The organism is Micromonospora kangleipakensis, from assembly GCF_004217615.1.
Taxonomy (GTDB): domain Bacteria; phylum Actinomycetota; class Actinomycetes; order Mycobacteriales; family Micromonosporaceae; genus Micromonospora; species Micromonospora kangleipakensis.
This window is the reverse complement of the sequence record NZ_SHLD01000001.1, coordinates 3,508,615-3,522,900: the sequence shown is the minus strand read 5'-3', so window position 1 is coordinate 3,522,900 and position 14,286 is coordinate 3,508,615. Positions and strand designations below refer to the sequence as shown.

Sequence of the window (14,286 nt, the reverse complement as noted above, 5' to 3'; positions counted from 1 at the left end):
GGAGGGCTCCGTTATGCGGCCTGGGCCTCCAGGGCGCGGGTCTCTGATCGTTCGTAGTCGATGGGTGAGCGCCAGTCGCAGACGGAGTGCCGGCGGCGCTGGTTGTAGAAGTCGGTGATCCAGGTGGCGATCTTCAGGCGGGCTTCGGTGCGGGTGCGGAAGTGGCGGCGGTGGACGTACTCGACCTTGATGGTGGAGAAGGTGGCCTCGGCGACGGCGTTGTCGAAGCAGGACCCGACCCGGCCCATCGACTGGCGTACCTTCCATCGGGCGCAGGCCCGGGCAAAGTCGGCCGAGGTGTACTCGCTGCCCCTGTCGCTGTGAAAGATCACCCCTTCCACGCGGCCGCCGCGGGTGACGGCGGCCATGTTCAGCGCTGCGACGACCAGCCCGGCGTCGTGGTGGGCGCCCATCGCGTAGCCGAGGATCCGGCGCGAGTACAGGTCGATGACAGTGGCCAGATAGAGCTTGCCCTCGTCGGTGCGGATCTCGGTCATGTCGCCGCACCAGGCGACATCCGGCGCCGGCGCGGTGAACACCCGCTTGACCAGGTCCGGTGCGGCCGGACGTTTGCCCTGGCGGGTCAGGCTGCGCCGGCGGCGCTTGATACGGGCGGCCAGGCCGAACTCGGCCATGAGCTGCGCGATCGTGTTGTCGGAGACCTGCCAGCCCTGCTCGCGCAGCTCGATCCCGATGCGCGGGCTGCCGTAGGTGCCGCCCGAGTCGTCGAAGACCTTCGTGACCGCGGCTGCCAGCCGGGCACGCCGATCATCGCGGGGCGTTGGCGGCCGGTCGCGCCATTTGTAGAACCACGACTCGGACACTCCGAGGGCCCGGCAGGCGATCGCGTGCGGCACGTCATGCTCGGTCCTCTGGGAAGCGATGAACCCGGCCACGCTCACCGGCCCGTCGCTTCCTTGACCCACAGGACCACGGATCGCTTGAGGACATCACGCTCCATCGCCAGCTCCGCGTTCTCCCGCCGCAGCCGGGCCAGCTCCGCCCGCTCGTCCTCCGACAACTGCCCGGCAGCGGCCTCACCGCGAGTCTCGCGGTCCTTCTTCACCCAGTTGGCAAGGGTGCCGTCGTTGATCCCCAGGTCACGCGCGACCTGCGCGATCGACTTCCCGGTCTCCCGCACGATGCGCACCGCGCCCGCCCGGAACTCCGGATCGAACTGGCGTCTCGTCTCAGCCATGAACCTCTATCCCTCAAGCTCTGGCCTCCACGCTACGAGGGGAGTGGCATGACAGCTCACTCAACGGACTAACTGAACGGCGTTGCTCCTAAGGGACGTCTCGCAACTCGGTGAAGGCGTTGCCCGTGACCGGGTTGGCGCTCACCCGGCGAGGACGATGTTGTGGAGATGGGCGATGCCGGAAGCTGCCGGCCCGGCCGACCGTCAGCGATCGTGTCCCCGCCTCGCTCGGCGACCAGGCGGACCAGCTTGCGGAGCTGAGCGGGTTGCAACCCCGCGAACGGGAAGATCCACTCGGCGCGCGCTGCGGAGATCACCTGCACCCAGGCATCCTCGATGATCGTCCTCAATAAACAGACACCGGGGTTACGAGACGTCCCTTAGTCAGGAAGTGGACAGAGAAGCAAAATAGCTTTCGATGTACGCTGCCCGCAGCCGGCTAACGGGGACGATGCGGCACCCGGTTTTCCTTGCCGCACTAAGGGACGTCTCGTAACTGGGTGGAGGCGCTGCCCGGGGCCGGGTCGGCGGTCAGCCGGCCAGGATGATGTTGTGGAGGTTGGCGATGCCGGAAGCGGCGTCGGTCAATGTGTGGGCGGCGCGGCGGTAGTCGCGCAGGATCTTGAAGCACTTCATCCTGGCCAGGGCGTGTTCGACCCCGGCGCGGACCCTCCGGTGCTCGACGTTGAGGTCTTCCTTCCAGTCCGGCAGGTCGCTGCCGTCGGCGGGCTTGCGGTACGGGATGATCACCTCTGGGTTGCCGCGGTAGCCGCCGTCGGCCATGACTGGCCGCCCGTCCAGCTTCTGGTCGATGCCGCTGGTGCGGTAGACGATCGTGTCGTTGCGGTTGCCGGGCTGCGGGTCGCCGACGGCGATGACCAGGCGGGTGCTGGCGTCGATGGCGACCTGCAGGTTCGTCGAGTACCGGTAGTTCTTGCTCCGGGCGGCCAGGCGGTGATCGCGGGTGGGGATCAGGGTGCCGTCGACGATGGCGATCTGGTCGACCGGCCGCCGGCGCACCGGCGCGAGGGCCAGCAGCGGGCCGAGGGTGTCGATGACCCGGTGCGCTGCGGAGTGGGACACCCCGAACAGCGGGCCGATCTGGCGCATGGTCAGGTTCGTGCGCCAGTACGTGGCCACCAGCAGCACCCGGTCGGCGAGGTCCAGGGCCCACTGCCGGCCCGGCCGGCCGTCGGCGATGGCGTCACCGCCACGCTCGGCGACCAGGCGGACCAGCTTGCGGAACTGGGCGGGCTGCAGCCCCGTGAACGGAAAGATCCACTCAGTGTGGGCTGCGGTGATCACCTGCACCCAGGCATCTTGACCGGTCGTCCTCAGCAGACAGACACCGGGGTTACGAGACATCCCTTAGCAACGATGGAGCACGCTTGTGTCCACTCGCAAGTTCGCTGCAATCGTGGTAGCGACACTAACCCTCGGCACAACGATCCTGACCGGCGGACCAGCCAACGCGGACGACTCCACGGCGACGACCGCCTCCGCACGGGCTGCGGCGCAGCGGCCCGACGTCCGTCCAGGTCCTGCGGGAGTAAGAAATTCTGCGGTAGCCAAGAAGCAGGCCCTCTCCGCCGCCCAGCTTGCGAAGCGGGACGAGTTCGCCAATCGCACGGGATTGGCGGCCCGCGATCTGTATGGTCCTTATCACATCATCAATCAGCACAGTAACAAGTGTCTGACCATCTACACCGCCAGCACTGCTAACAATGCCAACGCGGTCCAGTACACCTGCGACTTCTCCTACCCCTTCAACGAGGAGTGGTACCTAGAGGACGTGTACGGCGACCAGACCGCGTGGCATTTGCGGAACGCCCACAGCGGCAAGTGCCTGACCATCTACACCGCCAGCACTGCTAACAATGCCACCGCGGTCCAGTACACCTGCGACTACTCTTCCCCCTACAACGAGGAGTGGTACATGGAGGACGTGTACCTCACAGGGGCCCGGTGGCATTTGCGCAACGGCCACAGCTTCAAGTGCCTGACCATCTACACCGCCAGCACTGCTAACAATTACGCCGCGGTCCAGTACACCTGCGACTGGAACAGTCCCTTCAACGAGGAATGGCGCTTCCAGTTGGTCTGACGCGCCAGAGGTAGCCCACGGCGCTCGCCATGGGCTACCTCGACCAGGCCGTGAGGTCTTCGGCGATCTTGACTCACATCACCAGCCGGAGCCTCATCCGATCTACGGTGCTGGCACACCTCTCCTTGATGGTTGTCGGGTGAGGTCAAAGGATGCAGCCGACGATGGGCAGGCAGATCAGGCCGCCGCCCTCGGGGAGACCGCGGACCGTGCGCTCCATCCGCACCCTGGCCTTGCGCCTGGCGAGGGAGAACCCCGGCTGGGGATATCGCAGGATCCACGGCGAGCTGCTGGTCCTCGGGGTGAAGGTGGCCGCCTCCACCGTGTGGGAGATCCTGAAGGAGGCAGGCATCGACCCGGCACCCGAGCGCGCCTGCAGCACCTGGGCCGACTTCCTGCGTTCCCAGGCCGACGCCATGCTGGCGTGCGACTTTCTCGAGACGGTCACCCTTGACCGGGGCACGGATGTACGTATTCGCGGTGATTGAGCACGGCAGTCGCCGGATCCGGATCCTGGGCGCTACCGCACACCCGACAGCGGCCTGGGTGGTGCAGGCCGCGAAGAACCTCGTCATGGACCTCGAAGACGCTGACTGTGTGGCGCGGTTCATGATCCGGGACCGGGACGGCAAGTTCCCCGAGCTGTTCGACGCCGTCCTCAACGACTCGCGGATCGAGGTCGTGCGCAGCGGTGTCCGGGTGCCACGAATGAACTCGATCATGGAGCGGTGGGTGCAGACCTGCAGGCAAGAGCTCCTCGACAGGACCTTGATCTGGAATCAGCGCCACCTGCTCCACGCGCTGTGCGAGTTCGAACAGTTCTACAACGGGCACCGGCCTCACCAGGGCATCGCGAACGCCCGTCCACTCCGCTCGCTACCCACGCCGATCGCCGATCCAGACAAGATTGCTCATCTCGACATACGCCGACGTGATCGGCTCGGCGGCATTCTCCACGAGTACAAACATGCTGCCTGACCTGTGCGGATAAGGTTTTCGGCAAGGGCACCGTCCTGAACTGCCCGTCGGCACCTGGGGCAAGATCCGCACCGAGAAGCTTGGCCCCAACCGGTTTCGGGCACGCGCCCGGTTCCGCGACTACGACGGCAAGACCCGCGACATCGAGGCCACCGACACCACCGGCCCGGCCGCTGAACGGGCCCTGAAGGTCAAGCTCCGCGACCGCGCCACCCCCAACGACGACGAGATCACCCGGGAGACCCGCGTCAGGAGGCTCGCCGAACTGTGGGTCGAAGAGATCACCGCGGAGGAGCGGATCGCACCACAGACCATCCAGCGATATGAGACCAGCGTGCGCACCGCGATCCTGCCCGCCCTGGGCAACCTCCGAATCCGAGAAGCGAGCGTCGGGCGCCTGGATCGGTTCCTGCGTGACATCGCTAAGGACCGGCCCTCGACGGCAAAAGGCGCGAAGGTCGTCCTGGGCCAGATGTTCGCGCTGGCCGTCCGGCACGGCGCGATTCCAACCAACCCCGTGCGCGACACTGGCCGGCTACGCAAACCTCGCCGCACAGTCGTCGCACTCACCGACGAACACCTCCAAGTCGTCCGCGCGGCGATCCGCAACTGGCAGCAACCGGTCCCCGGCAAGCCCGGACCTCGACACACCGGCGACCTGGCCGACATCGTCGACCTCATGCTCGCCACCGGTGCCCGCATCGGTGAGATCCTCGCCGTGCGCTGGGAAGACCTGGATCTCGCCGCCGAACGACCGACCCTGACGGTCTGCGGCACGCTGGTCTTCGTCAAAGGCCAGGGCTTCTTCCGACAACCCTGGACCAAGAGCGACGCCGGCTACCGAATCGTCGTCCTGCCCCGATTTGCGGTCGGCATGCTCCTAGCCCGCAAACTCGTCGCCGCCGACAACGTCCATGACGCGGTCTTCGCCTCCCGACGCGGCACCTGGCTGTCCCCTAACAACGTCCGTCGTCAGTGGCGCGAGGCCCGCGCCGACACCGACCTCGCCTGGGTCACCCCCCACACCTTCCGCAAGACCGTCGCCACCCTCATCAAGGAGGAGACCGACACCAAGAGCGCCGCCGCGCAGCTTGGACACTCCAGCGAGGAGGTAACCGACACCTACCACATCGCCAAGCCGGTCCAAGCACCGGACGTATCCGGCATCCTTGAGCGCCTCGGCACCAACCCGAACGGACCGCACCCACCCGCAGTGCACAACGACGCACAACGATGACAAACCTGGTTGCCGTAGGCGGTAAGTGGGGGGTTTTCGGGGGGAGGTTCAGAACCCCATAGAAGAAAGTCAAAGCCCTGACCAGCGATACTGCTGGTCAGGGCTTTTTCTCTGTCGGGACGGCCGGATTCGAACCGACGACCCCTTGACCCCCAGGCAACGATCTCGAAGCTCTCACCTGCTGCTCTACCGGGTCTGAACTGCCGGAACGATCCAGGCGCGTCCGTGCTCGTCCACTGGTGTCCGACCCGATCGTCACCCAGTTAGTCACTCATCTCCCGCAGCAAGGCCTCCGCCTCGCGCACGATGTCCTGCTCAAGTTGGGCGCGCTCACCCACGTTGTCCTGCCACAGGTCGGTCAGGAAAGCGAACGTGGCAAGGGGCTCTGGGAACATCAAAGAACCGGCATGCGAAGCGATGGCATGCGCGCCATCCACCGGCGCGATAGCCCCGAACACGATACGGCGCGCGTAGGAACGGGCCACCTCCCAGACGGCCTGGTCCTCGTCCGGCAGCTCAGGCAAGCCCAGCTCGTCGATCACCTGGTCCAACAGCTCACGCGCCTCGCGGTACTCACCCGGCGAGAGTCCAGCGAGTTCCCGCAACGACGGACTGTCCAGCCCGTCGGCAAGCGCTTGCGCTGCAATCATCGGCAACTCCTCGCTAGCCAGCTCACCAGCCAGCACGCACACCCCGACGTCCCGCATGTCGATCACACGCCGAGTGTCGGGGCTCCGCTGATCCCCGTCCAGCGGGTTGCACCGGACCCCTCGCTTGTAAGTTCTGGGCAGCCTGCCGGCCGCGTCCATCTCCGGCTGGCCCGTCACCGTCCGACCCGTCATGAGCCCCGTGATCGTGCGCCATCATCCGTCATCGTTGCTACAGCCGCTGCTACACCCTCCGTAGGCCGGACCAGCGGATTAAGAGGGTCACTCGGCATCCGTTGAACGCGCCGCGGGACTGTGGATTTAACGGTGTTTCCGGCCTGACCCGCCGGGCGTGGTGCCTGGCGAGGAAGGTGCCGTGATGACCGCGACACTGAACGATGTGACCCCACGGAAGAGGAAGCCTGAGCCGTCGGCGGAGGAGCAGGCCGCTGCCGAGCTGGTCCGGCTGGCCAAGGAACAGGGCTTGTCGCTGACCGGCCCGGACGGGCTGCTCAAGCAGTTGACCAAGACGGTGCTCGAGACTGCGCTGAACGAGGAGATGACCGAGCACCTGGGCTATGAGAAGTACGATCCGGCCGGCGCCGGGTCGGGCAACATCCGCAACGGCACCCGGTCCAAGACGGTGCTGACCGAGGCGACTGGTCATGTCGAGATCGACGTGCCACGTGATCGGGCCGGCACGTTCGAACCGCAGATCGTCCGCAAGCGGCAGCGCCGGTTGTCCGGGGTCGACGAGGTCGTGTTGTCGCTGTATGCCAAGGGGCTGACGACCGGGGAGATCTCGGCGCACTTCGCCGAGATCTACGGGGCGTCGGTGTCGAAGGAGACGATCTCCCGGATCACCGACAAGGTCATCGAGGAGATGACCGACTGGTCGCACCGGCCCTTGGACGAGATCTACGCCGCGGTGTTCATCGACGCCATCGTGGTCAAGGTCCGCGACGGGCAGGTCGCCAACCGGCCGTTCTACGCCGCGATCGGGGTCACCCTCGACGGGGACAAGGACATCCTCGGGCTGTGGGCCGGCGCCGGTGGTGAGGGCGCCAAGTTCTGGATGGGCGTGCTGACCGACCTGCGCAACCGAGGCGTCAAGGACGTGTTCTTCCTGGTCTGCGACGGCCTCAAAGGGCTGCCGGAGGTGGTCACCAACGTGTGGCCCCAGACCGTCGTGCAAACCTGCGTGATCCATCTGATCCGCAACACGTTCCGGCTGACCTCCCGCAAGTACTGGGACGAGCTGAAACGCGACATCAAGCCGATCTACACCGCGGTCAACGCCACCGCGGCCCGGGCAGCGTTCGACGACCTCGCGGACAAGTGGGGTGGACGGTATCCGGCGGTGATCCGGTTGTGGGACAACGCCTGGGCCGAGTTCATCCCGTTCCTGGACTACGACGTGGAGATCCGGCGGGTGATCTGCTCGACCAACGCGATCGAGTCGTTGAACGCCCGCTACCGCCGGGCGGTCAAGGCCCGCGGCCACTTCCCGAACGAGCAGGCGGCGCTAAAGTGCCTGTATCTCGTGACCCGGTCCCTGGACCCGACCGGAACCGGCAGGACCCGATGGACGATGCGCTGGAAACCCGCGTTGAACGCCTTCGCCATCACCTTCAGCGACCGCTTCCCGGCCGCTGAGACCTACTAGAAGATCGCCGGAAACACCGTTAGCGAGATAGTCCCCGCGCCGCAGCCTTGCTCATCTCGTCGGTCGCCGTGGGCGGGGAGGGGCTAGTACGGCAGCCGCCGTTCGGGATCATGGCTGAAGTTCGGCGTTGAGGCGTCGTTTGTAGTGGGCTTGTCGGGCTCGGGCTTGATGGCGGCGCCGCCATTGTGACCAGCGCAGACGATGGGCGAGTTCGTGGATCGGCCGGATGGTGCAGGTGTTGATCAGCCGTCGGACTTCGTTGACGGTCAGCTTGATCAATCCGCTCTGCGGGGGTTCGTCGGCGGCGTCGGCGGCGCAGATCGCCAGGACGGCGAGGGCGGCCAGGGCCAGGGTGGTGAAGCGGTGCCAGGAGTCCCAGCGGCGGACCTGGTGCTGGTCGAGGCCGACCTGACCCTTGGCGGCCTGGAAGGCTTCCTCGACGGTCCAGCGGATCCCGGCGACCCTGATGAGTTGGGCGAGGGTGGCCGGTTGCGGGGTCCAGCAGCGGTAGAAGGCCAGCTCACCGGTGGTGGTGTTGCGGCGGATCAGGAGGCTGTGGTGGCCGTCGTCGTCGGGGTCGGCGTCGGTGGTGACATCGTCGAGCCAGGCCCAGTCGTAGAGGCGTGGCCCTTTCGACCCGGCCCCCGCGCTGCGGCGTTGCCACGCCGAGGCCGGTAGTTCGGCGGCGATGCGGTCGGCGCGGATCTTGACCTTGCCGCCGTCGAGGGGCACCTGGTGGCTGCGAGACACGGCCAGGACGTAGCCCAGTTGGTGTTCGCGCAGGTGGGCGCGGAAGACGCTGTTGTTGCCGTAGGCCTCGTCCGCGGTAGCCCACCCTGCGGGCACGCCGGCGTCGGCGGCTGCGGTGATCATCTCGGCTGCCAGCTCGGATTTCGTGGCGAACTCGACCTCGTCCGGGACCCCGGCGCCCTGGCATCGGTCCCGATCGTCGGTCCACGACACCGGCAGGTAGACCCTGCGGTCGATCAGGGTGTGCCCGTGCCCGCTGGCGTAGCCGAGGAACACCCCGACCTGCGCGTTCTCGATCCTGCCGGCGGTGCCGGTGTACTGGCGTTGCACCCCGACCGAGTGAATGCCCTTCTTCAGGTCCCCCGTCTCGTCGACGACCAGAACCGCGTCCGGGTCACCGAACCGATCGACGATCACCGTCCGCACATCGTCACGGACGGCGTCGGCGTCCCACACCGCCCGGTACAACAGCCGCTGCATCGCATCCGGCCGGGCGTGCCCGGCCTGCTCCGCCAGCTGCCAGCACGTCTTGACCTCGATATCGGCCAGCAGCCCGGTAACAAACGCCGCCGCCGTGCGACGCGGCTCGACCCGCCCGAACCGGCCCGCGAACGAGGCGAGCACGCCAGCCAGCACCCAACGCCACGGGGCAACGTCTACGCTGTGGCTCGCGGCCACCGCCAAATCTGATGTTGTGTCCACAACGCACAGACGATCACGCGGTGGCCGCCTCGCGTCCACCCCTCCCGACCAGTGACATCTCAAACGGCGGCTGCCGTACTAGGGTCGGTTGCTGTCACCGCTACTGTCACTTGGATCCGCTGCCACCGCTACTGTCACTTGGATCCGCTGCGCCCGGAAGTGCATCGGCTAGTTCTCGTCCAAGCGACCGGAAGTACGGCCAGCCCGCCTCACCGCCCGGGTAGCGCAGCCGCACCTCCAAGAACGCCTCCGCAGCCAGCCACAGCCGCCCGTAGGCGACGCCCCACTCCCCCACGAAGTCATCTCTATCGACGTAGCCGCGTGCTACATACATCGCAGCAACATCGCTCATCGCTATCGCACGATTGATCAAGTCGTACTCGTCAGGCGAGGAGTCTCTGAGCGATTCGACTTCCCGGACCGTACGGGCCTTCGTGTGCAGCAGGCGTCTGCCGCGCTGAAGGTCAGGTTCGAGAAGCCGCTCGTGGAGTTTGAGAAACAGATCGCGTCGGTCTTGCTGTCGCCGGTCGCGGTACGTCAGTCCACTGACGATCAACGCGACCAACGAGACAGCAACCGGCAGCACATCGATCGGGCCATCCAGCGTCCTCACACCTGAACGCTACCGTCGTCGTGCAACGTCTCGTTTGGCTCACGTGGAGCGGCTGCCCGCCGTCTGGGCGCTGGGCCAAGCGCCGTAGGCGGGCAGCCAACTCCCGGTACGCGGCCATGCTCTACGAGACGGGCACAAGTTCGCTTCGACCGGAGCCGCCGCCAGACGCTGAAGCCCTTGGTGCCCCACACTGCCAGGAGCAGGCAAAGGGCCGTCAGCCTCGCCCGGCGCTGCTCAACCGTTCCGCCGACGTACGGGGTGGTCCGGCCGGGTGCACCGCCTTGGCTACTCGCGTGGCTACTCAGGGCGCCGGCCCCGGGCTCCGACCCCCGTCGGGGGGAACCGGGTACATGCTGTCGACGAGTGAGGTTCAGCGCCGTGCAGCGCTGGCGGACACCTGCTGCACACCGTCCGTTGGCAATCCTGCACAGTCAGCGCCAAAGCGTTCGCTGCCTCCTTGCTGCCTCAGCCGAGGTCCATTGGGTCACCCGGGACATGCTGATCGGCCGACCGTGGACAGGTCGGCCGCTAGCAGCCGAGGGCGGATCGAAGGGCTCCCGACCGCGGGGATAGGCATTCCACCTTGCGCCCACGCAGACTCAATGCATGCCGGTGTCGGACATCTCGCCTCGACTCCGACGTCGTGTCGACGCCGACTTCCCACAGCATGCCGACGTGGTCTTGGTCAAGCTGCACCGTCTCGATCCACTCGTCAGGGATTCTCGTCAGGATTCCGAACGGATGTTCGCAGCGATGGTGCGCCTCGCTCAGGGCCGACTCGACGAGCTGGATCGCGCCTTGCGCTTGGCCCGACAGGACTGGCGGGTCCGCCTGTCTGCCTGGCTCGATGCCCCGGCGCATGCTGCTGACGCCAACCAAACGGCTAGCCCGCGACGCGTCCATCAACTCGGCCACGATGCGGCCCCGGTCATCCTCCGACGGTCGGCGTAGCGCCAAGTGGTCGCCCACATCGACGCGGCGCTCAGCGAACCGGAAGAGGGCGGGTGAAAACGGTGACGAGTGACACGGTTACTGTCGCTCACCCCGAAACGACATCTGGGCACCCACCCTCAAGGGGTGGATGCCCAGATGATTGCTGGTGCGCCGCCAGGGACTCGAACCCCGAACCCGCGGATTAAGAGGACACCCGCCGGGCAATGGCCAATCGTCGCCACCTCGGCAGCCCTCCTATGGTGGCTTGGCTCATCGTTCTGTTCTATCGCCACGTTGGGGTCATGCAAGGCTCAGTCTCGTGCTCGAGATTCTAACCAGCGTCACGCCTCTTGGAGTGAGCTACTGGCTGGCCTTGCAGTATTTACGAGCGAGGTGCGCAAACGTCGAAGCAGCGGGGGTGATGGAGCAGTGCAGGATTCCGGTGGTGGGTGTCCCCCACGAGGAAAAGGTGCCGATCATCGGGTTGGTCTTCGTGCCTGGGCAGGAGGCGGTGAAGGTGGCGTTGACCTTGATGATTCCGGAGAATGCCACGACCGTGCCCGACTGCTTGTTCTCCGCGAGCGTTGTTCTTGCCAGTTCCGCTTCGTCGTCCGACGTGGGTTGCGTCTCCACCGGTAGGCCCTTGGTGGTGGAGAGTGAGTCGGCCAGAGTCGGGATCCAGCCCGTGAGCAGGGGGGTGCCTGAGAGAGTGGGTTGCACCCCGTCTTCCTTGTGAACGAGGGTCGTCTTGCTCGCCGCCCCGTCTCGGACGAAGACGTTGGTGAGCTTCTTTTCCTGTGACACCCGGGACCATGTGATCTTAGCCTGCTCTGGGGTGCAGATCGACGGCGTAGGGGAAGCCGCCACGGAGGCGTCTGTCGCTGCGGCGGTCTTCGCTGCTGATGGGTCTGGTACGGCGGTTGCGTTGCACGCGGCGAGGACGAGGAGTGCGGGGGTGAGCGCCAGTAGTGACCTGGCCTGGTGGCGACGCATGGATGACCTCACTTGTCGAGCTGGGCGGTGCCGCCGTCAGTCATGCTGTCATGTCTGACGGCGGCACCGATCTTGCTGCCAGCTAGTAGCAGTACTGCGACTTGGCCTTGACGGCCAGGCCGATGGGACTGGTGCCCCTGCATCGCACCGCGCCGTCGGTTTCGATCGTCCACGACTTCGCTTTGCCCGACTGCAACGTCTGCATAAGGCCGCTGTTGTTGCAGTATTGGTACTTGTAGCTACCGCTGTAGACCAATGTTCCGCCGTAGAAGATGTACACACCGTAGAGGCCGCTGCCCGACTTCATGGTAGCGGTGACGCTGATATTGGTTTCGGTCGTCTTCTCGCCCGCTGCCTGCAGCGTGTAGCCGGTTTGCACGTCGAGGTTGGCGACCACCACGCTCGCGCTCACCGTAGCTCCGGACGTGTAGGAGAGACTGGCGGTGATGGTCTGCTTGCGCGTGACAGAGCGGGTGAGAGTCATGTCGGAGCCGGTGAAGTTCTCGAGGCGACGCGCATGCGTCACCGTTTGGCTGGCGACCTTGTTGGACCATTCGAACCACTTCTTGCCTCTGTTATCACACACCACAGCTTGAGCGGTCGCCTCTGGCTGAGGCGAAGTGTCGACGTAGGGCTGGTCGAGCGACGGATCTGGCTCGCCGTCCGTAGTGCCGGTACCCACGCCGAAGTGGTAAGCGACCGTCGCCGACAGGACGCCGGACGAGTCGCGCGACCGGACATACAGAACATGGGCTCCGCTCGAAGCCGGTGTCACGGTTACCGTTGCGGAGCCGCCGGCTGCAATCACGTCCGTGTCAGGATTGCTGCTGTCGAGTGCGAACTGGTAGCCCGTCACATCCGGCCGCTGGGCCGGCCCGAAGGTGAACGATCCAGGCGTCCCGGGCGAGCCGGCGTACTGGTTCTCGGGGTAGGTGCTCGATGTGATTGTGGGCGCCGAGGTGTCGATGGTGAACTCACACCAGGAGGACCACGGCGAGCTGAGGCCCCCGTCCGACGCTTGTACCCGCCACTTGTAGCTGCTGGCGCTGGTCAGACCCCAGCCCGCAGCAACGTCGGCTGCCGTCCACGTGTCGACAGGCACGGACGGCTGGACGATCTCACCCAGGCGCGTGCTTTCGTCCAGCGTCCACACCTCGAAGGCGAGACGGACAGTGGCCGAGTCGCGGTCGGTAGCGACGCTCTTAAGCTGGGGAGTCGTGGTATTGATCACCGACCGCTCCGGGCCGGTGAGGCAGGAGGACGAGGGCAGGGTGGCCTGCGACGTGATCTCCGGTGCGGTGTTGGCGACGCTGAACTCGCAGAAGCTGCTGAAGGGGCTCCAGTCGGTGCCATCGTAGGCCCGCACGCGCCAGGAGTAGGCGCCTCCGCCGACCATTATCCCAGTGGGCACCTGGGCCTCCAAAGCCAAACCCGAGTCGACCTCATCAGTGACGAAACCGCCCAGCTTGGACCCACCGACCGCCCACCACTCGAACTCGGCTGTAACCGTGGGCGATTCCGCGTCGGTCACCACGGCACGCAGGACCGGCGAGGTGGTGTCGATCGTGGGGCGCGAAGTTCCGGTGACGCACGTCGACGCGGGATCGGTCGAGCGCGTGCCGATGACCGGGTACGAGTTGTAGGTGACGACGGCGTAGGGCACCTGCGTCGCGTCAGCCGCATTCCGCGAACGAAATTGCTTGAAGGCATTGCCGTCCGTCTCCGACGTGGCGCGAATGCCCATGTCCGCTCGGGTGTCACCGGCGTTGGCAGCTCTCTGGAAGAAGCTGGTAGCGGCGGCGGACACCCAGCCGTCCCCACACGTCGCGTCGAAACCCTTCGTGCCGGTCGCTGTGGCCTCGCGGTACGTCCACGCCGGCTGGTTCGCCCACAAGATGCCGTCCGCGATGGTGCCAACGGTCCAGATCTCCCACGACTTGGCGGTGCAGCTCGGCGACCACCAGTTCCAGAAGTTCACCGTTGCCGAGGTGATGGCCTTACCGACAAGGTCAGTGGTGTCCCATCGGGCGAAGGAGCGGGTGATGTCACCTGAGACGAGGCCCAGCACCGCCGCTGCCGCCCTGACCGCCGCTCCGCGCCGAAACCTCTTTCCTACCTGCGCACCGCGGTAGCGAACCTGCCGGTGGCCACCGAGGTCGCACCGGCTATGACCGCAGCCTGTATCCACACTCGATCGACGCCAACGGCGACAGCTGCAACACCCGCAACTGCGTCCTCATCGCCGAAGCCACCACCAAACCCATCATTCCCCGGCTGCTTCCTGTCCGACGGCCGCTGGTACTCCTACTACGACAACGCCTACTGGACCCTCACCAGCGACCGCGACATCGACCACATGGTGCCCCTCGCCGAAGCCCTGGGACTCCGGCGCCCGCAACTGGACCAGCCGCCGCCAGTCCTACGCCAACGACCTCGGCGACTCCCGCCCCCTGGTGGCCGTCATC

13 protein-coding genes and 1 pseudogene are annotated in these 14,286 nt (G+C 66.2%); 5 read left to right on the top strand and 9 right to left on the bottom strand.

Annotated elements, in window-relative coordinates:
• Window positions 1–11 precede the first annotated feature (11 nt).
• The 4 genes and pseudogenes from EV384_RS16895 to EV384_RS16880 all read right to left on the bottom strand — a co-directional run bounded on the left by EV384_RS16895 (window position 12) and on the right by EV384_RS16880 (window position 2,509).
• Window positions 12–896 (bottom strand): IS3 family transposase, encoded by an 885-nt coding sequence (locus tag EV384_RS16895; protein ID WP_278045676.1) that lies wholly within the window; start codon window positions 894–896, stop codon window positions 12–14.
• A gap of 2 nt (window positions 897–898) precedes the next feature.
• Window positions 899–1,198 (bottom strand): transposase, encoded by a 300-nt coding sequence (locus tag EV384_RS16890; protein WP_130334535.1) that lies wholly within the window; start codon window positions 1,196–1,198, stop codon window positions 899–901.
• 185 nt (window positions 1,199–1,383) lie between these two features.
• Window positions 1,384–1,521 (bottom strand): annotated as a pseudogene (locus EV384_RS16885) (IS5/IS1182 family transposase); the annotation flags it as partial.
• 208 nt (window positions 1,522–1,729) lie between these two features.
• Window positions 1,730–2,509 carry a transposase family protein gene (locus EV384_RS16880; protein ID WP_130334533.1) on the bottom strand — a complete coding sequence of 260 codons (780 nt, stop codon included), beginning with the start codon at window positions 2,507–2,509 and terminating at the stop codon, window positions 1,730–1,732.
• A gap of 79 nt (window positions 2,510–2,588) precedes the next feature.
• Here EV384_RS16880 and EV384_RS16875 point away from each other — a divergent pair, with 79 nt between their 5' ends.
• From EV384_RS16875 to EV384_RS16865, 4 genes are all read left to right on the top strand, one after another.
• Entirely contained in the window at window positions 2,589–3,302 is a 714-nt protein-coding gene (locus tag EV384_RS16875; RefSeq protein WP_130334531.1) for an RICIN domain-containing protein, read from the top strand.
• A 209-nt stretch (window positions 3,303–3,511) separates the two neighbouring features.
• Window positions 3,512–3,790, top strand: a complete 279-nt coding sequence (locus EV384_RS35385; RefSeq protein WP_207232344.1) for a hypothetical protein — start codon at window positions 3,512–3,514, stop codon at window positions 3,788–3,790.
• Window positions 3,768–4,280 carry a transposase gene (locus EV384_RS35380; RefSeq protein WP_242624096.1) on the top strand — a complete coding sequence of 171 codons (513 nt, stop codon included), beginning with the start codon at window positions 3,768–3,770 and terminating at the stop codon, window positions 4,278–4,280. The genes EV384_RS35385 and EV384_RS35380 overlap by 23 nt, the downstream gene beginning before the upstream one ends.
• A gap of 40 nt (window positions 4,281–4,320) precedes the next feature.
• Window positions 4,321–5,517 (top strand): tyrosine-type recombinase/integrase, encoded by a 1,197-nt coding sequence (locus EV384_RS16865; RefSeq protein WP_130334529.1) that lies wholly within the window; start codon window positions 4,321–4,323, stop codon window positions 5,515–5,517.
• A gap of 263 nt (window positions 5,518–5,780) precedes the next feature.
• On the opposite strand, the gene EV384_RS16860 is transcribed toward EV384_RS16865, so the two are convergent.
• On the bottom strand, window positions 5,781–6,233 hold the full coding sequence (locus EV384_RS16860; protein ID WP_130334527.1) for a hypothetical protein: 453 nt from the start codon (window positions 6,231–6,233) through the stop codon (window positions 5,781–5,783).
• A 310-nt stretch (window positions 6,234–6,543) separates the two neighbouring features.
• Between EV384_RS16860 and EV384_RS16855 the strand changes: the two genes are divergently transcribed.
• Window positions 6,544–7,830: an IS256 family transposase gene (locus EV384_RS16855; protein WP_423202900.1), complete on the top strand. Its 1,287-nt coding sequence runs from the start codon at window positions 6,544–6,546 to the stop codon at window positions 7,828–7,830.
• A gap of 108 nt (window positions 7,831–7,938) precedes the next feature.
• Here the strand turns inward: EV384_RS16855 and EV384_RS16850 are convergent, their stop codons facing one another.
• The 4 genes from EV384_RS16850 to EV384_RS16835 all read right to left on the bottom strand — a co-directional run bounded on the left by EV384_RS16850 (window position 7,939) and on the right by EV384_RS16835 (window position 13,889).
• On the bottom strand, window positions 7,939–9,216 hold the full coding sequence (locus tag EV384_RS16850) for an IS701 family transposase (protein WP_130334525.1): 1,278 nt from the start codon (window positions 9,214–9,216) through the stop codon (window positions 7,939–7,941).
• Window positions 9,217–9,388: 172 nt separating this feature from the next.
• Complete coding sequence (locus EV384_RS16845) at window positions 9,389–9,895, bottom strand: hypothetical protein (RefSeq protein WP_130334523.1); 507 nt, start codon at window positions 9,893–9,895, stop codon at window positions 9,389–9,391.
• 1,293 nt (window positions 9,896–11,188) lie between these two features.
• Window positions 11,189–11,632: a hypothetical protein gene (locus EV384_RS16840; RefSeq protein WP_130334521.1), complete on the bottom strand. Its 444-nt coding sequence runs from the start codon at window positions 11,630–11,632 to the stop codon at window positions 11,189–11,191.
• A gap of 271 nt (window positions 11,633–11,903) precedes the next feature.
• A complete protein-coding gene (locus EV384_RS16835) occupies window positions 11,904–13,889 on the bottom strand; it encodes a hypothetical protein (protein WP_130334519.1) in 1,986 nt (661 codons plus the stop codon).
• Between the last annotated feature and the right edge of the window lie 397 nt (window positions 13,890–14,286).

Bases quoted from the DNA above. Each gene is read 5' to 3' on its own strand.
- EV384_RS16890 (WP_130334535.1), bottom strand. From the start codon at position 1,198: ATGGCTGAGACGAGACGCCAGTTCGATCCGGAGTTCCGGGCGGGCGCG.
- EV384_RS35380 (WP_242624096.1), top strand. From the start codon at position 3,768: ATGTACGTATTCGCGGTGATTGAGCACGGCAGTCGCCGGATCCGGATC.
- EV384_RS16855 (WP_423202900.1), top strand. From the start codon at position 6,544: ATGACCGCGACACTGAACGATGTGACCCCACGGAAGAGGAAGCCTGAG.